19 protein-coding genes are annotated in these 24,533 nt (G+C 43.5%); 15 read left to right on the top strand and 4 right to left on the bottom strand.

Annotation, left to right across the window (positions count from 1 at the left end; all coding sequences use genetic code 11):
- Positions 1-142 precede the first annotated feature (142 nt).
- From M3197_RS17390 to M3197_RS17310, 3 genes are all read left to right on the top strand, one after another.
- Positions 143-1,372 carry a polysaccharide deacetylase family protein gene (locus M3197_RS17390; RefSeq protein WP_251658371.1) on the top strand — a complete coding sequence of 410 codons (1,230 nt, stop codon included), beginning with the start codon at positions 143-145 and terminating at the stop codon, positions 1,370-1,372.
- Between the two features lie 230 nt (positions 1,373-1,602).
- On the top strand, positions 1,603-2,388 hold the full coding sequence (locus tag M3197_RS02190) for a YflT domain-containing protein (protein ID WP_251658370.1): 786 nt from the start codon (positions 1,603-1,605) through the stop codon (positions 2,386-2,388).
- A 343-nt stretch (positions 2,389-2,731) separates the two neighbouring features.
- Positions 2,732-3,643: a methyl-accepting chemotaxis protein gene (locus M3197_RS17310; RefSeq protein WP_285851044.1), complete on the top strand. Its 912-nt coding sequence runs from the start codon at positions 2,732-2,734 to the stop codon at positions 3,641-3,643.
- A 19-nt stretch (positions 3,644-3,662) separates the two neighbouring features.
- Here M3197_RS17310 and M3197_RS02175 read toward each other — a convergent pair whose 3' ends face one another.
- The gene (locus M3197_RS02175) at positions 3,663-5,483 is read right to left on the bottom strand and encodes a cation:proton antiporter (RefSeq protein WP_251658369.1); all 1,821 of its coding nucleotides are present in this window, start codon (positions 5,481-5,483) and stop codon (positions 3,663-3,665) included.
- Between the two features lie 306 nt (positions 5,484-5,789).
- Between M3197_RS02175 and M3197_RS02170 the strand changes: the two genes are divergently transcribed.
- Positions 5,790-6,803, top strand: coding sequence for a YsnF/AvaK domain-containing protein (locus M3197_RS02170; RefSeq protein ID WP_251658368.1), 1,014 nt, complete (start codon positions 5,790-5,792; stop codon positions 6,801-6,803).
- A gap of 134 nt (positions 6,804-6,937) precedes the next feature.
- Positions 6,938-8,431, top strand: coding sequence for a glycerol kinase GlpK (gene glpK, locus M3197_RS02165; protein ID WP_251658367.1), 1,494 nt, complete (start codon positions 6,938-6,940; stop codon positions 8,429-8,431).
- A gap of 935 nt (positions 8,432-9,366) precedes the next feature.
- Here glpK and M3197_RS02160 read toward each other — a convergent pair.
- Positions 9,367-10,263: a diacylglycerol/lipid kinase family protein gene (locus M3197_RS02160; protein WP_251658366.1), complete on the bottom strand. Its 897-nt coding sequence runs from the start codon at positions 10,261-10,263 to the stop codon at positions 9,367-9,369.
- A gap of 679 nt (positions 10,264-10,942) precedes the next feature.
- On the opposite strand from M3197_RS02160, the gene M3197_RS02155 reads away from it, so the two are divergent.
- Both M3197_RS02155 and M3197_RS02150 read left to right on the top strand, forming a co-directional pair.
- Positions 10,943-11,443, top strand: a complete 501-nt coding sequence (locus tag M3197_RS02155) for a competence protein ComK (RefSeq protein WP_251658365.1) — start codon at positions 10,943-10,945, stop codon at positions 11,441-11,443.
- A gap of 143 nt (positions 11,444-11,586) precedes the next feature.
- Entirely contained in the window at positions 11,587-11,913 is a 327-nt protein-coding gene (locus tag M3197_RS02150) for a DUF378 domain-containing protein (RefSeq protein ID WP_251658364.1), read from the top strand.
- 51 nt (positions 11,914-11,964) lie between these two features.
- Here the strand turns inward: M3197_RS02150 and M3197_RS02145 are convergent, their stop codons facing one another.
- On the bottom strand, positions 11,965-14,007 hold the full coding sequence (locus M3197_RS02145; RefSeq protein ID WP_251658363.1) for a helix-turn-helix domain-containing protein: 2,043 nt from the start codon (positions 14,005-14,007) through the stop codon (positions 11,965-11,967).
- Positions 14,008-14,145: 138 nt separating this feature from the next.
- Here M3197_RS02145 and M3197_RS02140 point away from each other — a divergent pair, with 138 nt between their 5' ends.
- The 8 genes from M3197_RS02140 to M3197_RS02105 all read left to right on the top strand — a co-directional run bounded on the left by M3197_RS02140 (position 14,146) and on the right by M3197_RS02105 (position 22,814).
- Positions 14,146-14,595 (top strand): MaoC family dehydratase N-terminal domain-containing protein, encoded by a 450-nt coding sequence (locus M3197_RS02140; RefSeq protein WP_251658362.1) that lies wholly within the window; start codon positions 14,146-14,148, stop codon positions 14,593-14,595.
- Entirely contained in the window at positions 14,596-15,030 is a 435-nt protein-coding gene (locus tag M3197_RS02135) for a MaoC/PaaZ C-terminal domain-containing protein (protein ID WP_251658361.1), read from the top strand.
- A 26-nt stretch (positions 15,031-15,056) separates the two neighbouring features.
- A complete protein-coding gene (locus M3197_RS02130) occupies positions 15,057-16,220 on the top strand; it encodes a thiolase C-terminal domain-containing protein (protein ID WP_251658360.1) in 1,164 nt (387 codons plus the stop codon).
- 13 nt (positions 16,221-16,233) lie between these two features.
- Entirely contained in the window at positions 16,234-16,668 is a 435-nt protein-coding gene (locus M3197_RS02125; protein WP_251658359.1) for a Zn-ribbon domain-containing OB-fold protein, read from the top strand.
- Positions 16,669-16,890: 222 nt separating this feature from the next.
- Entirely contained in the window at positions 16,891-18,084 is a 1,194-nt protein-coding gene (locus M3197_RS02120) for an acyl-CoA dehydrogenase family protein (protein WP_251658358.1), read from the top strand.
- A gap of 22 nt (positions 18,085-18,106) precedes the next feature.
- Positions 18,107-19,255 (top strand): acyl-CoA dehydrogenase family protein, encoded by a 1,149-nt coding sequence (locus tag M3197_RS02115; RefSeq protein ID WP_251658357.1) that lies wholly within the window; start codon positions 18,107-18,109, stop codon positions 19,253-19,255.
- A gap of 256 nt (positions 19,256-19,511) precedes the next feature.
- On the top strand, positions 19,512-20,990 hold the full coding sequence (locus tag M3197_RS02110) for an aldehyde dehydrogenase family protein (protein WP_251658356.1): 1,479 nt from the start codon (positions 19,512-19,514) through the stop codon (positions 20,988-20,990).
- Between the two features lie 93 nt (positions 20,991-21,083).
- The gene (locus M3197_RS02105) at positions 21,084-22,814 is read left to right on the top strand and encodes an AMP-binding protein (protein WP_251658355.1); all 1,731 of its coding nucleotides are present in this window, start codon (positions 21,084-21,086) and stop codon (positions 22,812-22,814) included.
- A gap of 130 nt (positions 22,815-22,944) precedes the next feature.
- On the opposite strand, the gene M3197_RS02100 is transcribed toward M3197_RS02105, so the two are convergent.
- A complete protein-coding gene (locus tag M3197_RS02100; protein WP_251658354.1) occupies positions 22,945-24,375 on the bottom strand; it encodes a GGDEF domain-containing protein in 1,431 nt (476 codons plus the stop codon).
- Positions 24,376-24,533 lie beyond the last annotated feature (158 nt).

Here is a 24,533-nt window from a genome sequence, read left to right as displayed (position 1 = left end):
AACACTCATTTTAAACGCATGATTCAAATGATTGACTTTTTTAATATTTTTTCTAATTCTATCCAAATTACTGATACCATTATGTTATAATCATCTAAGGAATTAGAACTGTTTTATTACTATAAACAAAGGAATGTTGCATGTGTTCAAAAAGAAACGGTGGTCTGTTTTATGGGCTGGTCTTTTGGTATGTTTTCTAGTCGTCGTATCACAATCGAGTGCTCAAGCTGCTGCTCAAAGTTCAATGGTCACTTTATCAAAATCTACGGGCGGTTATGCAATGGATGGGGATCAGTTAGTTGGTACAGCAACTTTCATGAAAGGTGTTCCTTACGAGATGGTTGGTCAAGACGACAAATACGGTTATTTGTCATTTGGAAACGATAAATTGCTAGTCCCAATTCATATTGTTCAAGCCGCTCCTCCGTCTAAGGAAAAACCATTGCCTAAGGGACGAAAAACTATCATAACGAAAAGTCGGGTTTCCGTTGCAAGTGCACTACGGGGAGGCTATCGAGTCGGATACATTAACCCCGGACAGCGTCTTCCGGTTATTGCGGAAACAAAAACCCATGTACAAGTAAACCTCGGTGGCGTCCGGGGATTCATTCCCAAAACGCTCGTGACTGCGGATCCAGGGATTCCTGTTCTCATGTATCATCAAATCGTTGAAAATCGAGCAGCTACACCTTTTGCAAACAATAACATGGTAATTGACTTGGCTCCGTTTCAACAACAAATGGACTACTTAAAAAAGAATGGTTGGAAAACTATCACTCCTGAAGAATTGGATAATTGGCTTATGCTTCGTAAAAATTTGACGGATAAAACCGTCTTAATCACTTTTGACGATGGTCTACTTTCACTTCAAAAGTATGCATATCCCTTGTTAGCGGAAAAAGGGTTCACTGCAACTTCATTTCTCATTACATCCCGTATTAAGCAACAGGCTCAACCATGGGATGACCAAGCGTTTCAATATGTCGGACTGAAAGAGATCCGCGAAACCGCTGATGTCTTTTCGTTCCAACACCACACTCACGGATTGCATTTACGCAGACCTGGTACACGAGAGCCTTACTTGACAACTTCAACACCTAAAGAAATCAAAGCTGATATCGATCTCGGTCGTTTCCAAGTGTCGAAAGCATTTGACATGCTAGATCCTAATATTCGATATTTGGCGTATCCGTTCGGTCAATTTAACGAAACGAGTAAAAAAGCTATTTCGGCTGCAGGCATTCGGATGGCATTTACAACGAACTCTGGAACCGTAAAACTCGGTGACAATCGTTATGAACTCAAACGCCAAGGAATCTCTCCGAACCATTCGTTGAAAGACTTTGAAAAGAAATTAATTGATGCATATTAATTAATTTGAGTATAGGTGACAGAGATGCGATTGCATCTCTTTTTTGTTTTCCTTCATATAATATCCCCCCTAATAGAATTTCATGTTAGATGACAACTCGATTACAAATTAATGACGTTTGCCCCCACTTAGTATTATTGAGGTTTCTGTGGCTTATAGCCCGGGTATCCAAACACTAACAACAGTTCATTTGAGTACTAGCAAACAAACTCAACAGGAGGCGTTTCAAAATGGAACAGGGCAAACGATTCATTGGGATGTTTCATACAGAGCCAGAACTATTGGCTAAGGTAGTAGCATTAAAAGCAGAAGGCTATGTAGACCATCAAATTTTTGTAATTGCTAAAAGTGAAGACCAAGTAAAGATGTTGCAAAGTCGAACGGATGCTGAGATTCAAACGACTCATGAATCCTGGCTGGATAAATTCATGGATTTCATGACCGGTGAAGATCGCGTCCGGAGTATGATGGATGACCTTGGGTTTACGGATGATGAGAAGGCTGGATTTTACCAAGACGTTAACAATGGCAGTATGTTGCTGTACGTGGATGAAACGAATGACATGCCTGGTCAGCATCAAGAGGTGGGTCAACCATTCGGCATCGGAGAGAATGTAGGCGATCCAAATCTTGGTGCAAATACTTGGGTCGCACCTCCAGGCGACGGCGTCACACGCGTACCTGAACAGCCAACATTTGGTGATACGATACCTCACCATACACAAGAAAGAGTGACACCAGTACACGAGCGTCCAATTGAGCGTTCTGAATTCAGCGTAGCAGCGGATGATACGATTTCCAACGGGCTAGAAACCACTGATTTTGCGGGTGAACTAGGACGTGATCCTGAACAGGAACAGCGTCGCCAAGAGTTTCAAGACGCTGTAAATGACCGTCCGGGTAGAATTGCCGAAGAACTTGAACGTGATTCACTTCTCTCCCGTAAAGAACAGAGAGAGAATGAACCTGTACAAGGTGATATCTTTGATGAACAGTTGAATAAACGAGACTATTAACAATTCCTTATCGTATATACAATTCAAACAGAGGCTACCACTTAGCCTCTGTTTCTTTGTTTTAAAAAGATTTCTATAAGCTAGCGTTTCGATTTATCTTCATCGGGTAGAAAAAATAAGTTAAGTCCAATTCTTTTGATCTTGACCGTATTGCCGTAATCACATAGCGGCCATCAATTATTATTTAGAGATAATAGTACTCCTTAAAAAATAGTTCTATTAATCTAATTCCCATTTGAAATTTTGTATTTTTCATGTCATTCAGTTAGTTTTTATAGTACATACGATTCACAACATGTATAATAGATAACAATTCATTACAGAAGTCCTAGGAGGGGATTATTTGAACGTTTTAACATCTGAATCTGTATCCGACCAACTCGTTGTTAACGCATTAGAAGAAAATCTTGCAATCATTCGATTCGGACTCGACAAACGCGTCGCATATGTGAACAAAAACTTTGCGTCTGCTGTTGGGTATCGTCCCGAAGAAATGATTGGTATGCCTCATGAAAAGTTATGTTTTCCGGAACTTGTGAACAGCTCTGTATACGAATCCATGTGGAAAGACTTACGTAAAGGGCTCTCTTCTTCTGGAAAAATTAAGCGAAAAGCCAAAGATGGATCGACCGTGTGGCTAGAAGCGACCTACATGCCTGTCTTCAGTGAAGACAAGCGGACTGTTCTCGGTGTCACAAAGGTAGCGACAGATGTAACGAAGCGTCAAGATACTGCCTTAAGCGTCGTTGCAGAACTTAATCAAATGGCGCAATCTCTCACTGAACAGGCAGACGAAGGAAGAAATCGAAACGAAGAATTGTTGAAGCGAATTGGAGAGTTAGCAGATGTCTCTACCAACAACACGAATAATCTAGAGATACTTCAAAAGCATTCTGAAAACATTCAAGGCATCGTCAAAACGATTCGGTCAATTGCTTCACAGACGAACTTGCTTGCATTGAATGCTGCTATTGAAGCTGCACGTGCTGGTGAGCATGGGCGAGGGTTTGACGTTGTTGCTAAAGAAGTTCGAAAACTATCATCCAATGTGGAGGCTTCCATTGTAGAAGTACGTGACGGAATAGAATCCATCAAGAAAGAAGTTACCTTGATTGCTTCTGGAACTGAGCGAGCACAGGCTAACATCGTTGAATGTAAAAAAGATGTGGAAGTTGCCATGGATGCATTTTTCCACCTTGCTTCGTCTGCTGCTGAGTTAGAAAGCCAAGCGCACGAAGTAACCAATATTGTCTAAATGAAAAAGGAGCTCCCGCTTAAGCGGAATGCTCCTTTTTCTCATTTTTAGGTCGCATGACGACAAGGACGTCGCCTTGTTCTAAATTGATTTTTTTACGCAATGTGACGAATACAATTGTCTCGTTCTCTTTCTTAATGAAAAGCGGAGTAATTTGCTCTGGCAATTCTTCTAACCAGTTATCGACATTTTCAATCTCGTTGGTGGCAATTTCCTCGATTTCATATGTCGTGTTAATTTTCCGGTTGAGTTCTGTGAATGTCGCATCTTCCCTGAAGAGCAAATGGGCTTTCAATGAGATCGGGAGTTCCGATTCGTTCATATGATGATTTACAGCCACTGGCAATGAAAACGTATTGTTAAAGCCAAATTCAGGTGCGAAAGATTGGGTAATGAGCGCGTTATACGACGCGTCACCTGTCATCGCCAACATCGTACTATAAGGCGTTAGGTCGACCGCAAATCTCGCTTGTTCCGATAAAATCTGCCCTTCGAACGTCTGAACACCTTTTGCGGCGGCTAAGTTCAGTCGCCCTCGAGAAGGATCCATAATCAGTGCTGGAATCCCCAATTTCTTCAATTCCTCACCGAGAGATGCTGAAAAGTTACTAGCTCCGATAATTAAAATCCCAGGTGGTTCATTACTCGCTAAATGAAGCTTTTTCGCTAGCGGGCCGATTGTGAAGCCGTGCGCACATACTGTTATTATAACAAGCGCAAAGGTTAAAGCTGTAAGAAGACTCGCTTCTTCATATCCATCATTGACTAGAATGCTTGAAAAGTATCCAGCAACAGTAAGTGCCACGATACCGCGTGGCGCAATCCAACCGATTAATATTTTCTCATTTCGTTCAAGTTCCGTACCGATTGTTGAAATCCAAATTGACAACGGACGCACAACGAACAAAGTCACTAACACGAATGCCATAATCGGTAGTGTAAACATTTGAGCAATCGTCTCTCTCGGCAAAGACGCCGTTAAGAGGATGAATACAGTAGAAGTTAACATGACAGAGACATTTTCAACAAAATGCCCAAGGTTTCCGATTGATGACACATATTGCTTAGAACGACCAATTGTCAGCCCCATCACGGTGACTGCAAGCATGCCAGTTTCGTGCATAATTACTTCAGCTAGCATGAAGCAGATTAAAACCAAAGCCAGTACAATCGGCGATTTCAAGTATTCTGGAAACTGTCCTTTAGACGCCATAACCGTGATGAGAAGTCCTACTCCAAGTCCGAGAAGAATCGCAAGACCCGCGCCTCCAAAGAAACTGAGCAAATTACTCATTGTTAAATTATCATTGCTCAACACTTTAATTACTTCATATGCAAATAGTGCAAGAAGTGGTCCTGCCGGATCGACGATAATCCCTTCCCATTTCAGCACAGCAGCTGTCCTGGATTTCAATTTCGCACTCCTAAGCAACGGGATGATTACTGTAGGACCAGTTACTACAAATAATCCACCTATAATGAAAGCAATTTCCCACTGTAATCCCGCTACATAGTGTGCCGTGAGGGATCCGAGAATCCAAGCGAGAAATGCCCCGATCGTAACAATGCGAGTAACAGATTTGGAAATTCCTTTGATTTCACGGATATCTAAATTCGAACTACCCTCAAAAAGAATAACGGCAACCGCTAGTGAAATGAGCGGCCCATATAAATCACCGAGCGCGGCTTCAGGATTGATCAATCCTAAAACAGGACCAATCAGCAACCCTGCGATTGACATGATGACAATGGATGGCCACTGAATCCGCCAGGCGAGCCACTGGGAAAAGATGCCGAGCGCGAGTACTGCGACTACGCTGATTAATGCTAAGTTTTCCATTCTCCCACTTCCTAACCAAATATAAAATCATGGATTATGTTAGAGAACAGTGTACCAAACCTGATGTCTCCTATCTACTTTGAATCTTATTTTTTTGTATTGCCTCCTCCTTCTAGAATGCACATTCCATTACAATCTTGACTATGTAACATTCACTAGTTGATGTGACAGCAAGATTACAAGGTGATGTCATTTGTTGTTTTAACCTCTAAATAGGTTTCTAGAAATAACACCCCGGGTAATCAATCTCTAGCACCGCAAAATAATATAACAGATTGAACCCAAAATATGAGGAGGAATTTAGTTATGAATAATGAAAAACGATTTGTTGGGACATTCCAGACAGAAACAGAACTCATTGCAAAGGTGCAAGAGTTAAAAGCAACCGGAATTTCAGATGATAATATTTACGTAATCGCAAAAGATGACCATGATCTACATATGCTTCGCAGCCGGACGGATGCTGAGGTGAAAACGCCCGAAGGCTCTTGGATGGATAAGTTCATGAACTTCATATCCGGAGAAGACCATATTTATAATCTATTGAGTGATACAGGTTTGAGTGAAGCAGAAAAAGACCGTTACACACGTGAGATCCATGATGGAGCAATGTTGCTTTATGTAGATGAAGGTGAAGTAGATACATATCACCGAGAAAATAACGTTCGATACGCTTCGATCGATTCAGCAAATGATGCGAAGGTTAAGACAGATTCCTATACGGATCCTCTCAGCACGACAGGTGGACTAGCAGCCGAACGTGAACACGGTTCATTGCATGGCAATTATGCTCATACAGCGGACGCACAACAGAAGACGGTGAATACGGACCGTGCTCGAGGTGAAGGTGAGTTCAATCGCAGCATCGAAGAAGTTCCTGAAAAAATGCAAGTTCACGAAGAACGTCTCAGTGTGGACAAACAGCAAGTCCAAAAAGGTGAAGTCACTGTCGACAAAAATGTAGTGGAAGACCGCAAAAAAGTGGACATCCCTGTTGAACATGAAGAGATTACAATTGAACGACGTCCTGTAAACGGTGTGTTCAGCCAGCCCGTCGAAGAGGACTTCCGTGCAACGAATGCATTCGATGAAGAGACGATTCGTGTCCCTGTTACTGAAGAAAAAGTGGAAGTGACGAAAAAACCGGTGGTCACCGAAGAAATTGTCATTAACAAAAAAAGAGTGACAGATACAGAACACGTTGATGAAACAGTCAAACGCGAAGAAGTTGATGTGAATCGAGAAGGCGAAACGAACGACGTAACTTTCAAAGGCGACCTGACTGATGCGGATCGAAACCAACGCACTGACAAATTCTAATGCCCCTTACCCCTTGCTTGTATTTCAGCAAGGGGTTTATTGGCTTTCCTTTGATAACCAGGTTCTACCTTCACTATGATAAACTGAAGGAAACGCTTCCTTAATGGGGGCCATTTACGCTGGGAGGAAGTTGTATGAAAGAGACGTACATGCTTGCACTCGACCAAGGAACGACCAGTTCTCGTGCCATCTTATTTAATGAACAAGGTGAATCTGTGTTCACCGCTCAACAGGAATTCAAGCAGTATTTTCCACAAACGGGTTGGGTCGAACATAATGCCACTGAAATTTGGAGTTCAATTCTATCCGTGATTGCTGGTGTGCTGTCCGAGAAGAATTTGTCACCTGATCAAATTGCAGGGATCGGCATTACAAACCAACGCGAAACGACGGTCGTTTGGGACAAAGCGACGGGTAATCCGATTTACAATGCGATTGTCTGGCAGTCCCGTCAAACGTCCAGCATTTGCGAAGAGTTGAAAGAAGCCGGTCATGCAGATTTGATTCGCAAGAAAACAGGGCTTCTCATCGACCCTTATTTCTCGGGCACAAAAGTGAAATGGATTCTCGATCATGTGGAAGGTGCTCGGGAGAAGGCGGAACGTGGGGACTTGCTGTTTGGAACGATCGACACTTGGCTCGTGTGGAAATTGTCGGGTGGTGAGGCGCACATTACAGATTACTCAAACGCATCCCGTACACTGATGTACAATATTCACGATTTGCAGTGGGATGAAGAATTGCTCACTATTTTGGACGTCCCCCCTGCTATGCTTCCGGAAGTCCGACCCTCTTCGGAAGTGTATGCGCATACAGAAGCAAGTAAGTTTTTCGGTCGCGCAGTTCCAATTGCAGGAATTGCTGGTGATCAGCAAGCTGCACTTTTCGGGCAAGCCTGTTTTGAAAAAGGCATGGTGAAAAGCACGTATGGCACTGGTTGTTTCATGTTGATGAACACCGGTGAAGAAGCCGTCCAATCCGAGAATGGTCTATTGACGACGATTTCCTGGGGACTTGACGGAAAAGTCGAGTATGCGTTGGAAGGAAGTATTTTTGTGGCAGGTTCGGCAATTCAATGGTTGCGCGACGGACTGCGGATGTTACGCAGCTCCGAACAAAGCGAAGCCTATGCAGAACGCGTCACGTCTTCCGATGGCGTATACGTAGTCCCAGCGTTTGTTGGACTCGGTACACCTCATTGGGACAGCGATGTCCGCGGGGCTGTATTCGGATTGACACGAGGAACGGAGAAAGAGCATTTCATCCGGGCGACGCTTGAATCTCTCGCCTATCAGACAAAAGACGTCTTAGACGCGATGGAAGCCGATTCAGGTATTTCGTTGAAGTCAATGCGAGTAGACGGCGGTGCTGTTGCGAACAACTTCTTAATGCAATTTCAAGCGGACTTATTAGGCGTACCCGTTGAACGTCCTTCTATTAATGAAACAACTGCACTCGGAGCTGCTTATCTAGCTGGCCTAGCGGTCGGATTCTGGAAAGATTGCTCACAGATTGCGGAACGCTGGCAGCTTGATCATGAGTTTGAGCCGAAGATGAAAGATGCAGAACGGGATTCTTTGTATAAAGGTTGGCAGAAAGCGGTAAAGGCTGCACAAGTGTTTAAGTGAAGTTTGAAGTGGCGCACCTAGTGAATTGGGTGCGCTTTTTTGTTTTGGATGTGATTTTAGAAAAACTCAGCGAGTGCAGTACTGTAAGGCGCTACCAATTAATCCCTTAACGCAGATGAATTGTGTCTCGTTATCGAGAAACTTCGAGATGTGTCGGAGAAGTGCAGGGATTTGATTGGTAAAGGGCACTAAGTGATCGAGAAATCGCTCCAAGTGTCGGAGAAAGCCGGTTTTCTGATTGAGAAACGTTCCCTAGTGTTATGGGGATTGTTTATGCAGTGAAATAGCCCACACAACAAGCGTAGCGCTACCAATTAATCCCTTAACGCAGTTGAATTGTGTCTCGTTATCGAGAAACTTCGCGATGTGTCGGAGAAGTGCAGGGAGTTGATTGGTAAAGGGCACTATGTGATTGAGAAATCGCTCTAAGTGTCGGAGAAAGCCAGTTTTCTGATTGAGAAACGTTCCCTAGTGTTATGGGGATTGTTTATGCAGCGAAATAGCCCACACAACAAGCGAAGCGCTACCAATTAATCCCTTAATGTAGAAGAATTGTGTCTCGTTATCGAGAAACTTCGGGATATGTCGGAGAAGTGCAGGGAGTTGATTGGTAAAGGGCACTATGTGATCGAGAAATCGCTCTAAGTGTCGGAGAAAGCCAATTTTCTGATTGAGAAACGTTCCCTAGTGTTATGGGGATTGTTTATGCAGCGAAATAGCCCACACAACAAGCGTAGCGCTACCAATTAATCCCTTAATGCAGATGAATTGTGTCTCGTTATCGAGAAACTTCGGGATGTGTCGGAGAAGTGCAGTGAGTTGATTGGTAAATTAAGTTATGTGATGGACAAACCCTCGCAATTGATCGAGAATACGACAGTTTTGATTGACAACGTAAAATCGCCCCGTCCCCAAAGACGAAGCGATAAAATAATTCACTTTATAGTAGGCACCAACATCCTCAAATGCCCTGGAAGTAATTGAATACGTCCCGATCGAAAATCGTATAGCTCCCCGTCCATATCCACTCTCCGCTGACTCGGAGCATCTATTTGCAACTCACTCACTTGCATATACTCCAGCATATTGAGTTGTGTCGCATCGGTTTCAGACTTCCGTAGAGACATCAACTCGCGAAGCATCGCTAAATTGGAATTTTTCACGACGAGCACATCCAGCTTGGCATCAGATGGACTGATTGCCCCTATTGGAATCGGTGTCGTCGCAAGCGAATTTCCATTCAACACAAATATAGCAATGGCCTCACCTTCTATGTCGATTCCACTAGAAACAATATGATACGGAAAACTTTCTGCTTCACGCATCGTTCGTATCGTACTTGCTATGTAACTTAGCGGTCCCAAACTCTTCTTTTGTCCTTCATCGACATTTTTTGACGTGTCAGCCACGAGCCCAATTCCCCAGAAGTTAATGAAATGCTGATTTCCTTCTCTTCCTACATCGATTGTCCGGATTTCTCCAGATAGCAACGCTTCAGTAGCATCCCGTAAATTTTGAGGAATGCCAAGAGTTCGCGTGAAATCATTCGATGTCCCTCCAGGTAAAATTGCAAGTAGCGGTCGCACGTCAAGCTTCGAAATTGCGTCTATGCATTGATGAACCGTTCCGTCTCCACCCATGATAGCTATGAGTTCCGTGTCATCTGCTGTTTCACAAAGTAGGCGCGTTTCCTCAGAACTTTCGGGACTCACAATCGTCAACTCTTTCACTGCTTTCCCAAGAACTGGAACAACTGCGGCGAGTTTCGCTTCCACGTCTTCATCCCCAGCATGCTCATTATAGATAAGCATCGCTTTGTTAAACGTGTGCATATGAATTCCTCCTTTACTCAATAATTTCAACCCATTCCTATCAAAAAAACACCTAACCCACACTTTATGATGTCCTTTTCTTTGTTTTAAATAGTCGTCACCTTTTCTAACTTTACTCCAATCCATACCAACAAAGTCATCACATTTTCGTATCGCTTCAAACACTCGTTGATTTTTAGTGCACATTCTTAAGCAATTTCAGGATTCTTGAATCGCTAATACGGCAAAAACTCACTCTTATTCTGCGCCAAGTCCTTTTAGAATACTTTCCCCTGCAATCCGTTCTCGAAACAGGTGCTCAAACATCAAGTTATGACAATCAGTAAATTTTCTATATATGTCATAATGTATTGTGTTCGCGGTCTAAATTAGCTTTGGGGATTTCGGGTGACCGCAAAAAGTATCTATAATTACTTTTTGAATCGAATTAAAAAAGTTACTTCTTAATACGCCCTTGTATTAGATTAATAATCCTCGCTCAGCAACTTGATAGCACTTTGTTCAAAACATGATGAACTCAATAAATTTGATTTAGTCATATTCAGTTTAATTAACTCCCATACCAACGCCCTAATTTATTGTCGAATTACGTCGATAAATAATCAATTTTTCACACTATTCTAATTACTATAAATGTCGTATAATGGAACTATTAAACAGTTATAGGAGATGAATCGGAATGAATTGTGAAAGTTATTTACTTGATAGCCAAGCATTAGCACTACTGGCTCACAAAGATAATTATGGAAGTCGATCCAAAATTGTAACACTACACGGAACATATACTTCAAAAAAATCACCCGTGGAACTTCTCAACTTAGCCTGCTTGCATAACCGAACAACTAAACGTATACAAAAACAAGCGGCTTTTGAAGTGTTGAAGTTTAAGCAAAAACCTCCATTCATTCTCTCTGAAGGCGTCGGAGTTTTTCCGACCAGCTCCTCTAAACACGATACGTGCTGCTGGATTTTCAATCATTTCTTCACAACTCGAGAAATTGACAAAAAGACGACTGAACTTACGTTTTCAACAGGTATCAAAGTAACAGTAGCAGCCTCTTTACATATCATTCATCAACAAAACGGTCGATTACACACATTACTTAGTCATTCTGCTCAAACAAAGAAAGAGCTTTACTTTGAGCAATTTTTGTTTAATAGCGAGCGGTTACATCGATAACGATAGAATATTTTCAACGACCTTCTCTAGTCCGTTTTTTCATATTTATGGATGTATGAAAAACAACTTTTGACAAAAGCTAAGAATGGATGATTTTCTACAACTAGAAAATGGGGTCCTAATTTAGAAAAGGAGTTGAAAACATGCGAATCGTTACACGAATTGCACTCGTTCTCGTCATTATCGGGGCTTTAAATTGGGGTCTTATTGGTTTATTCCAATTTGACTTAGTTGCCACCTTGTTCGGCGGCCAAAATTCTATTCTCTCCAGAATTGTTTACACGTTGGTCGGGATTAGTGGTATTGTCAGTCTCGGGATATTGTTTGAAACGAATGATGCAACGGATGTTGATGTGGAGCACACTCGGTTCTCAAATCCGAATTACGGAACAGAATTCGGAGAGGAACCCGATTTCACAGAGCAACGGGATGCCGCTCGCCGTCGTTCAGATGATGATACAATGCTCTAATTGAAAATACCGCCAGATCGAGTCATTCGATTTTGGCGGCATTTTTATGGATTAAGCTCGTTGTCTTAAGTAGCAAGCGAGTTGCAACTGGAGGGCGTCATCCGTATTCTTTAACGAGAGATCTAATGTTTCTTCTATCTTTTTTAACCGTTGGTACAACGTATTAATGTGTATGTGTAACTGGTTCGCCGCTTCGCCTGCTGAGCGATTACTTGCAAAGTAGGCAAGAAGAGTCTGTTCCAGCGTTCCATCAGATCTATCAGCTTCACGTAGCGGATTAAAGATATCTGTCAGAAACTTGCTCACCTCTTCCGTATTACGGCTCGTGAACAATCGGCTAATTCCAATATCGATATAGCGTACGAGCTGATGATTCCGCTGTCCTTCAAGAGGATTGGTCAGTGCGATTTCTGCCTCTCGATACGATTGCTCAATTTGACTCACTTCATGAACGAGTGAACCAATTCCACCGTGAAGCACATAGTCTGAGTCTGCTTTTGTTCGTTGGAATATCATATCCCCGAGCTTCTTCTCAATAAGTGGCAATTGGGATTTTGCTGTCACGCCTACTACTAAAATCACTTTGTTTTGCCATCCGAATATCGTTTGAATGAGTCCACCTGCTGTTGAACGCAGTTCTGCGATCAATCTGAAAATATGGGCTTCTAGCTCCTGCGGGTCAGAGCATCCAGTTACTTGCAACATCGCAACCGAAAATCCATCCATATTTCGAATACCGAGCTCTTCCATTTTTTTATTCAAGACGTCTGGATTCGTTGCGTGCAGTAATTCTTCAAACAATTCTCGCTGGGTTTTATAATAATACGCTAACACATTCTGCTTTTGCACCCTCTCGAGTGCAAGTAGCACACTTCCTTGTTCGATTGCTAGCTCGCCAATCCGTTCTAACTTTTGTGGGGAGGTAGAAATCAAACAGCCGAGAACAACAGAACCCGATCGAATCGGATACAAAACGATGTCACCGGATGTGCTAAGTATAATCGTTTTTGCAATACCTTCTAGCTTAATTTTTGCTAGCAACTCTTTGAAAGATACTCCTAAAGGTAGATTTGCAGATGTTGGAATCATTTCGTTGATTAACAAATCTGCGAACACCAAGGGTTGCCCCGCCATCTTACTCAACTCATCGATCATTTTTTCCGTCCCCATGTTTCGGACCGACAACTCAGTGAGCGTTGCGTGAATGGCATCCCGCTGTACTAGCTTTTCGTTCAATTCACGAATGTTGGCAAACTGTTTTGCATTCCGGATTGCGATTCCAACTTGCGTCGTAAAGATTTGCAACAGCCACAAATCACGCTCAGTTAGGAGTTGTTCTGAATTGATCTGCCCTAAATACATGACACATTCAATACGACCGTCAACACCGATTGGGTAGGTAATTACAGATCTTATATTCGTAATATCTTCCACTCTTCTTCCCCAACGTCTCCTGTTCTCGAGAGATATCCGTTTGACTTTTTCATACTCCAAACCTCTGGGATCCGTAATTAAAACAGGATTTCCAACTTCAAATGCATAGCCGACTGGGCCTTCCCCTAAGTCAAATTCCATCTGTTGAATCTCTTCAAATCGATACCCTTCCGATGCCTTACAAATGATTTTCCCTCGTGTTTCATCCAACAACCAAAGCGTTCCATAATCGGCATTCGTAATGACGTCGAGCGTATGAGTCAGTATGTTCGAAAATACGTCTTCCAAGTCGAGTGACGCGGTCGTATAGCGAATGCTGTCGACAATACGTGCTAGCTTGGCACGTCCGGTTTCATCCGAATACTCGGAATAGCCTTTGTGCAAAAAGTCGAAGAGCATTTCAAGTTCGATTTCATCAAAATCCACTACTCCATCTATCAATAAGATGACCCGATAATCTTGGGAATACGTGAACTGCACGACACTTCTTCCTTCATCTTGTATGACTTCAATAGGTTTTCCTTGCATCGTTTTTGGAGGATTCATTCCATTTGGGTTGATGAGTGCATAGACTTGTTGCAGTTCACCCTTCGCAATCCAAATTGAATAGGGAGAAGTGATTCCAATCCGTTCTAAAAAGGTTTCTATAGGTAATGACACAGTGCTCCCCTTCTCTCTATAGAATAATCTCTAATTATCTACTGCTAACTATAGAGATTCATACATTGTGCTGTCAATACAATTAACATACTATTTTAATTAGGCGGAATTTTAAATGAATACTCTTGGAGGTGCCTCATGGATTTAGATAAAAGCATGATTGGGATCGCAAGCAAACCGTATATTGCTGAAGTCGATCGAGAGCGTGTCACCCGATTTGCGCAAGCGATCGGCGATGAGAATCCCCTCTATTTTGATGAAACCTACGCGGCTGACACGGCTTATGAAGGGGTGACTGTTCCACCCACCTTTTTAGTTTCACTCGGTAGCAATGCTAAGTTCCCACTGAAATTGGACTTCAAACGGATGTTGCATGGTGAACAGGAATTCATCTACCACCAGCCAGTCCGAATTGGAGATCGACTTGAATGTACGATGACTGTAACTGATGTGTACGACCGCGTCGGGAAAAGCGGAACGATGCAATTCCTCGTTCTCGATACGGAAATGAAAACTGAAGATGGTGTTCTTGCTGCAGTATCGAGGAACACGATTATCTATAGACCCGCAAAAAAGGGGGCCAATTGAATGAAAGCGATTACAAAAATTATGTTTTCAGATTTGCACAAAGAGATGCAACTTCCTGCTCTCTCGAAACCACCTGTAACACATGAACAACTCGTCCAGTATGCGCAAGCCTCAGGCGATTTGAACCCTCTCCATACTGATGATGCGTTTGCTAAAAGCATTGGCATGGATGGTGTCATTGCTCATGGCATGCTCATTATGGGATTTCTCGGACAATACGTTCAGGAACTTGCTGGAACCGAAGCAATCGTCAGCAAATTCAACATGCGTTTCGGTGCGATGACGAAGCCCGGTGACGCGATTACGTGTAGTGGTGTTGTGAAGCAACTCACTGAAATCGATGGCAACCGTCTAGCAGAACTTGAATTAATTGCAGAGAAAGCACCTGGTGAACGGGTTGGAACTGGGTCTGCAACACTTACTTGTAAAATCTAGAACCACTGACTAAGGAGGCAGCACACATGGCAACTTATTCAAATCAATGCGCAATCGTCGGTGTCGGCGAAAATCAGCGTTCCCGTAAATCAGGTACGACTCCCCTTCATATGGCGCTCACTGCGGCACGTAATGCATTGGAAGATGCTGGGTTGGAAGCAAAAGATCTTGATGGAATCATGAACTATTCCACTGGCGGCGATTCATGCCCTTCACACGAACTCGCAACGTACCTCGGTTGCCATCCGAAATATGTAAAAGACATTAGCGGTGGTGGCAGTAGTACGGAACTGCTGATTGCAGATGCAGTTGCTTTAATTGAAGCAGGTATGTTAGAAACGGTTCTCATTTATCGATCGATGAATGGAAGTTCCGGTGTACAAGTCGGGCGCGGTTACGACCCGAACATGCTTCAGGAAATGCTGCCAGGTGGAAGTTTCATCATGCCGTATGGTTCCGCAAGTCCTTCGCAATGGTTCGGAATGTTCGCGAATCGTCATATGCATGAAACGGGAATTACGAAAGAGCATTTAGGACACGTGTGTATCAGTTTCTACGAGCATGCACAGAGGAATCCGAATGCATTTCTTAATGGTAAACCACTTGATATGGAAACGTATCTTGCAACACCAGATATCAGTATGCCTTTCAACATCCATGACTGCTGTGTGGAGTTGGATGAAGCGAATGCAATTATCGTGACGTCTGCAGCTAATGCGAAAAACTGCAAATCGAAGCCGGTATTCATCGCTGGCATGGCACCTCGGACGACACATTCCCACGTGCATTACTGGACACAAGTTGATGAAGTTGCTGCGGATCATGCAGCTGCGGAGCTGTACAAGTCCGCTGGTGTGAAACCAGAAGATATCCAAGTCGCTTCGATTTACGACTGCTTCAGTTGGGTTGTTCTGCGACAGTTAGAATCATATGGTTTCGCCAAACGAGGTGAAGTCGGTGATTTTGTTGCAGCTGGAAATATAAAAATGGGAGGAAGTCTTCCTTCTAATACTGCAGGGGGCATGCTTTCTGAAGGCTACACACATGGCATGAACAATGTATTGGAACTCGTTCGTCAATTACGACATGACTATAAAGGGACAGAACGCCAAGTGAAGGATTGTGAACTTGGGATTGCTACTGGTTGGGCCGGTCCTGACATTGCAGGTGCGATGATTTTACGAAATTAAAGGAGGCGTCTTGATGACTAAACAGACTGCATATGAAAAGCCGATTCCGTTGAAGACCCCAGATAATCACGAGTATTGGGATGCCGCGGATCGACATGAACTTAAATTACAAAAGTGTGCAGCGTGTCGCACATTCATTCATCCCCCTGGCCCGGCTTGTCCGACTTGTGGAAGTCCGGAGACAGAGTGGGAGTTGTTGGGTTCGGATATTTCGGCGACGGTGTATTCCTATATCGTTTCGTATCGACCATTTTTACCGGGGTTCCAGTATGAGTTGCCAACAGTAATCACGGTGGCTGCACTGGATGCTGCGCCTGATGTGAAGATTATGGCGAATATTATTGAGTGTGATCCGGAAGTTGTTGAGATTGGAATGCCATTGAAGATGACGTGGGTGGATGTTACGGATGACCGCGCGTTGCCGCAGTGGGTGTTGAACCGGGGGTAGTTGACGGGGTTGATTTACGTTATGGGTGGACGCTTTCCGAGGGGCTTGATCTCAGCCGCTTCCCTCGCTTTGCTCAGTCCAGGGTCTTCGATCTACGCTGATCCCTCCGGAGTCGCCACCCGCCACTTCAATCAACATATCTGGTTAGCAAAACTATCTACTTTTATATAAAGAAGGAAAAGAAAAAGAGAAAGTGAAAGAGATTAGAAAGGGTGTGTCTCGATGGATTTTACATTTACGGAAAAAGAGGAGAAGTTTCGTGGAGAACTGCGTGGCTGGCTTGAAGTGAATTTGCCAAAAGGTTGGCTGCAAGGTGAGCGAAAACTTCCTGAAGACAATGAACACTACTCAAAATTTCTACGCGACTGGCAGAGGACGTTATATGAAGGTGGATGGGCAGCGATTTCCTGGCCGAAAGAATACGGTGGGCGTGATGCGACGCTCATGGAAGAAATTATTTATCACCAAGAAATGGTACGCGTCCAGTCCCCTCCCCTTGTAAACTACATCGGCATTCACATGGTCGCACCGACGCTCATGCAAATGGGAACCGATGCGCAAAAAGAGGAATTCATCGAAAAAATCCTAACCGGTGAACAAGTATGGAGCCAAGGATATTCGGAACCGGGAGCCGGATCTGACCTTACCGCCCTTCAGACTACAGCTGTCAAAAAAGATGGTAAATGGGTCATTAACGGACAAAAGGTTTGGACCAGTTTTGCACATCTGGCAGACCGTTGTTTCCTTTTAACGAAAACGAGCCAATCGGAAAAGAAACACGAAGGCATTACGGTGTTCCTTCTCGATATGGACCAAGAAGGCGTCGAAACGCGTCCGATTGTTCAAATGGATGGGCATCAAGAATTCAATGAAGTCTATTTAACCGATGCCATTGGGACGGACGAGGATATTGTCGGTGAAGAAGGCAAAGGCTGGGCTGTCCTCATTGCGCTCATGCTTCACGAACGTTCAGGTATTGCGGCGCAAGTGTTTACGCTTGAACAACAATTCGAACAAGTTATTGAAATGGCGAAAACCGTTCGCGTAAACGGCTGTCTTCTAATCGACGATCCTTTTGTTGAAGACGGACTTGCCGATTTGTATGCGCGCATTAATGGCGCCAAGCTGAATTACTATCGGAATATTACACATACACTCAAAAATGGTCGTCCAGGTCCTGAAAGTTCGCTCGATAAATTACTTGTTAGTGAGTTGACGAAAGAACTCTTCGACTTCGCAATGTCGATTCAAGGCCATCCTGGCGTGTTAACGAACGATGATTCCACATTTGACGGAGAGATGCAAAGTCAATATCTCGCATCATTCGGGGCAACAATCGGCGGAGGGACGAGCGAAGTTCAGCGCAATACAATCGGTGAACGCATCCTCGGACTCCCGAAAGACTTAGGACGATAACGGAAAAGGTGAGGTGACTACTATGGATTTTGCATTAAGCGAAGAACAAGAGCTGTTTCGTACAGCGATTCGTAAATATATGAATGATCTTGACCGAACGGAAATCGCACGTTCCGTCATTAGTGGCAAATTGGATGTTGTTGCTAATGCTACATCTGGGCTTGCTGAAATGGGGGTAACCGCAATCCCCATATCTGAAGAAGTAGATGGTCTTGGTCTTGGTGCACTCGATCTTGTTCCAGTTTTCGAAGAAACCGGAAGAGTCTTGTTACCTGGACTTCAACTTGAGACACTGGCACTCGCAGTTCCTTTACTCGAGTCGTTCGGCACGACTGCACAAAAGGCAGCTCGCCTTCCGAAAGTTGCTGCCGGAGAAAGCTCTATCTCCATCGCGTGGTATGAAAAGGATGGGAGTTTGTTCCCGAACTCGTTCAGCTGTATTGCAGCTAAAACGGAATGCGGCTATGCACTGACAGGCACTAAAACTCTGGTCCCTGTGATAGGCAATCCTGATACGTACATTACGGGTGCACAGACTGCTGAAGGCAAGTCATTATTCCTCGTAAAAGCGAGTGATATAGCGTCATCCCGGATGCTTTCTGTCCTTGATGAAACCCAGCAGCTAGCTGAAATCACATTGAAACAAACACCTGGTGAGCTGCTTGGTGAACCGGGTCGTGCTACTGACATGTTGAAAGAAGGCTTACTACATTTTAACGCAGCGCTTTGTTCTAGCATGGTTGGTGGAATGGATGAGCTTGTCAAAATGACAGCAGAATATGCCAAGATTCGTGTGCAGTTTAATCAGCCAATCGGACGATTTCAAGCGATTAAGCACGGTATCGTCAACATGAAGCTTGATTTGGAGACGGCACGTTCCCTCTCCTACTATGCAGCTTGGGCTGTTGAAACAAATGCTGAGGACAAATCTGCGGCTGTGCATAGCGCTCGTTCGTTCATCTCCAAAGCGTTTATCAAAGCGGCGGCAGATTCAATTCAAATCCATGGTGGCATTGGGTTCACTGAAGAACTTGACGTGCATCTCTATTTAAAACGCGCTCGATATTACGACTCCTATTTGGGTTCTGTTCGCGATTCCAGGAGAGCAACCGCACGATCACTCGGTTGGCATTCAACACCTGCGAAACGTGACGCCGTACCAGTTTCTTGATTTTACAGTTTGTGAATGACTAGATATGGGTTTTGCTTAATGTGTTATGAGCACATTTTGAAGTTTATGAGCACTTTCTAGAGTTTATGATCACTTTTTGCGGTTTATGAGCACTTTCTAGAGTTTATGATCACTTATTCCAATTTATGAGCATATTCCTTGAGTTATGAGCAAATATCGCAATTTATGAGCACATTCCACAATTCACTAATACTTTCCATTAAGGGATAAAACGAAAATAAGGAGGAGAATGAATATGGCAGTGTCAACAGACTTGAAAGAGTACCAAAACTTGATTGGTGGAAAATTACGTGCAGCAACAGGTGGTGCACTTACAGATAGTATTGACCCCTCGACCGGTAAAGCATGGGCACGAGTTCCGAAAAGCTCTAAGGAAGATGCAGTGACTGCAATTGAGGCGGCACAGAAAGCATTTCCTGCGTGGAAAGCCTTATCTGCCGGGGAACGTGCTGCGTGCTTGCGTGACGCTGCTGAAATCATTTCCGCGAATGGCGGCGAGCTCGCTGCTCTTGAAACACAAGACAATGGCTGGGTAATCCGAGAAACAACATATGGACTAATTCCTGTCTTGCAGCAAGTTTGGCTAGATGCAGCAGGTAAGGCTTCAGAAGCGAATCGAGGTCAAACCGTTCCTATGAGTCCAACAAGTCTTGGGTACACATTACGTGAACCTTATGGCGTAGTTGTTGGAATTACACCATGGAACGCACCTTTGTTTACATTTTCAATTAAAGCGGCGTATGCACTTGCTGCGGGAAACACAGTAGTCATCAAACCATCCGAACAATCAGCGGTCTCTTCTCTACATCTCGCTAACCTATTGAAGGATGTTTTCCCTAAAGGCGTTCTCAACGTCATTTGTGGACCTGGCTCTGAAATTGGAGACACTCTCGTCGAACACCCTGCTGTTGGTAAAGTGAGTTTAACAGGTTCAGGCGGCACTGCTACCTCAATTGCAAAAGCAACGGCTGGTAAGCCAAAGCCATTAATTCTTGAACTTGGTGGAAAATCTGCAAATATCCTATTTGAGGATGCCAATATTGAAAAAGCAGTTGAGGCTATTAGTTCATATAGTATTTTCACCGGAAACTCTGGTCAACTTTGCGTTGGAAGTTCACGTCTACTCGTTCATCGGTCAATTCTCGATAGAGTAGCTGAAGGGATTAAAAATTATCTTCAGAATCCAGAGTTGAAACAGTTTGGACCGACGATGGATCCAACAACAACTACCGGCCCTATCGCAAATAAATCGCAGTACGAAAAAATACGTTCCTATATCCAACTAGGCTTGGATGAAGGTGCAGAACTCGTATACGGTGGACGCTCCGGTGGATCTGAACTTATTCCAGATCGAAGCGATTTAGCGAATGGATATTGGATCGAACCTACTCTTCTTAAATCAGAGTCCAATACACTAAGAGTTTGTCAGGAAGAAATTTTTGGCCCTGTTTCAATTATGATTCCGTTCGATACTGAGGAGGAAGCAATTGCGCTAGCTAATGGAACTGAATTCGGCCTCGCTGCAGGCGTTTGGACGAAGGATCTAAGTCGCGCGCATCGTATGGTTGCATCACTTGAAGCAGGAAATGTGTGGGTAAACACGTATGCTCGAGTTGGAGTGGATCTTCCATTTGGTGGCGTTAAGAGCAGTGGATTCGGAACTGACTCAATTGAGGACTATTCTCGCGAAAAAGCATGTGTAATTGAATTGTAATCCAGCGTCTCGGTTGGTTTCATTATCTGCCGAGACACTACAAACTTCGCTCGATTCATGGATTGGAACATATTTCGAGAAGGCGGTGGTCAAATGAACGTTAAACTTTCGAAAAGAGAAAACTACGATCAAGATTTGCCAGAAACACTCGACATTCCGAACGTCACGGCAGGGGCCATATTAAAAGGTAGCGTGAAACAATACGGGGAGAAAGATGCTTATATCTATCGAGATACACGTATTACGTATAACCAGATTTACACTGAAGCTAAACGATTTGCGAATGCACTTCGCGAACTTGGAGTAGGACGAGGCATGACAGTCTCCACTCATTTGCCGACTTGCCCACAATATGTGGCTGCTTACTATGGAATTATTCTTTCTGGAGCGGCGTATTCGCCACTAAATCCGTATTTGCCAGTAGGCGATTTAACATATCAGCTGAATGATTCGGAAACACGAGTGGTCATCACTCATGAATCTGTTGCGGGTACGCTAGCGGAAGTTATAGCAGATACAGGAGTTCAGCAGGTCATCATGACTGGTGAATCTGAAATTTATACCAATGAGACCCCCGTTGATGTGTCCTCCTTTGACGGCTGGCACAGTTTTGCAGCATTAAAATCTGCTGCATCTGATGATGAATTCGATCCAGGCATCGATCCACAGGAAGATTTAGTGCACATCGCTTATACGGGTGGTACAACTGGAAGTCCAAAAGGTGTCATGATCACGCATGCAAACCTTGTCAGCAACATTACACAAATTGCGGCATGGACAGCTGGGGCCTTGCCAGTAGTCGATGAAGACGGCGCACTTCGTTTTGTAGCGGTGGAACAAGATCCAGAGGCTTACAAGAAAAAGTATTTGATTCCCCTTGGGGAAGAAATCCGGTTAAGTCCCTCTCCCCTGTTTCACATTACTGGAGGCATCGGAATGATTGTTTCTCCGATGGCACAAGGGGTTACAACGCTACTACCTGATCGCTTTGTACCTACTCAATTCTTGGAATTAATGGAGAAATACAAAGTTTCTTCTATTAATGGAGCACCTGCAATGTGGAATGTCTTATTAAACTTACCAGGCATCGATTCGTACGATTTTTCAACGATTCGTAACGTCAGTTCGGGAGCTGCCCCACTATCTCAAAAAGAGATGGGCTTGCTGAAAGAAATGTTTCCTAATGCTCGTGTTGGTGAAGGTTATGGTCTTACAGAAGCGACAGCATCAGTAGCAGGTAGTGTTTGCTTGGCAGGCGGCATCCATAAAATAGGAACAGTCGGTCTACCCACCTATAATACGGAGATTAAAGTCGTTTCCCTCGATGGGATGAGCGTAGATGCGCTTCCACCTGGTGAGAGCGGTGAAATTTGTATTTATGGACCTCAAGTGATGAAAGGCTATTTCAACAAACCGGAGGAGACTGCTTCCACATTACGTGGTGGCTGGCTTCACACTGGAGATATCGGAATTATCGATGAAGACGGCTACCTCGCGATTGTGGATCGTAAAAAAGAGATGCTTATCTATAATGGGTATAACGTCTATCCAAGTAGAATTGAAGAAGTAATCGTCTCCCACCCTGCGGTTCAAAATGCGATTGTGATCGGGAAGCCCGCGGAAGGTGTTGGAGAAATTCCAAAAGCATTTGTCATCGTCAAACCAGGCACCACACTAAGTGTAGATGAGCTGATGACATATACGAACGAGCGCGTCGTCCACTACTCTAAAGTGCGCGAACTCGAATTCCTTGAACAATTCCCAATGACAGCAGCAGGCAAGATTTCGAAGATCCATTTAAAAAAGATGGAGCTTGAAAATTAATGATTCTGGACGCTTCGCCCTAATGGCGAGGCGTTTTTTGATTTCCAGCTAGTTACATGCCCACCTCTCTCCCGCCTTCAGAATGCAAAAAGCACCTCCATAATAGAAGGTGCTCCCACATTTAACAGTACTACCTCATAGAACTTTCAAATGCAGACATCTGATTTTTCCCATTCGCTTTTGATCGATATAACGCTTGGTCCGCACGATAAAATACATCTGCAAACCTCGAGTACGAACCGTTTGCATTGTCAGCCATGCCGATACTCACAGTGACAGGTATGGGCTTTTCATTAAAAGTGATTCTCAGTTTCTGGATTTCAGCTAGAAGCTTTGTGACTCGGTCCTTCGCGTTGTCCAAAGTTTCCCCATTTAAGATGAAAACCAGTTCATCTCCCCCATATCGTGCTAATAATTCCGTTGAGTCCGATCTCCACAATACGTTTCGGCATATAGCACAAATTTTACGCAATGCTTCATCACCTGCCAAATGACCATATATATCATTGATCGACTTGAAATTATCGAGATCGAGTGCAATACAGGATACAGAGCTACCTGCCTCAGCGGCTTGTGCCAGCCAATTCGCTGCGACTTCTTCTAAATGTCTACGATTGAATAAGCGAGTCAGATAATCTACTTTTGCATTACGTTCAATAGAAGCAACATTATGTTTCACTTCCAATTTCAGCGCAGTCATCGCTAATTCCTGTTCTTGTAACGTCTTTAATAACTTAATATATTCTTGCTGGACGACAAATCCTAGTTGCCGGTCATCTAGTATTTCACATAAGTCACAGCGTCTTTCTTGGATTTCCTTCAATAAAAGAAGATCTTTAATCTCCAATGCTTCATTTTTAGCAATATCAAATGCTTCGAGCGCACTTGAAAACTCTTTGGTTTTCACTAAAAAGCGTCCATACAAATCGTAACACTGAGCTCTTTCTCGCACATATGTTGACAAGATAGGGTCTGCCAACATCTCTTTAATCATCGGTCCTGCATGTTCTGAATCCCCGAGCCCCACGTAGGCATTCGCAATGTTTAACTTCACACGAAATTTTAGGATTGGAATGTCAGGTACATACCTTTCTGCCATTTCAAGACCGATCAGACCATTTTCAAGAGCACCTTCATAATCTTCCTCACTCGCACAAATATGGCTATAATTACTGTAGGCATTACTAACCATGTTCCAATGTTTCAGACGAGATCCCAATTCAATACCTCGTTTTAACGCCTCTTTCGCTTTTTCATACTCCTTATTATAGTCATACAAAATGACAAGGATATTAATACCGTTCAGTTGTTCGTTTTCATCTCCATATTGGGAACAATGTTGTAAATGTGCGTCGACACTTAAAAATGCCTCTTCAATTGCACCAATGCTATAGAAAGCGGAAGCATGATGAATATGCGCGCACAGTACCGCTTTATGATCTTGTTGTTTTAATCCTTTTTCTAGTAATACATCACAATGCTCAATTAACTCTTTATAACGACCTTCCACCCTTAACTTTAAAGCCTTTTCACGCATGGGCGTCAACAATTCGTCTGTCATTCGCATTTCCTCCGTAATCACACAAGATATCAGTGGGGATAAAAACTAAAAACCTATTCCATAATATAGTAACATAGTCTGATACTTATCGACTCATTAAATTGAAAAATAGTTCCATATAATATTAATTTTTACTAGTTACTCTGTATTATTTGAGC

Source organism: Sporosarcina aquimarina (assembly GCF_023715615.1).
GTDB lineage: Bacteria > Bacillota > Bacilli > Bacillales_A > Planococcaceae > Sporosarcina > Sporosarcina aquimarina_A.
This window is presented reverse-complemented; position numbering and strand designations above follow the sequence as displayed.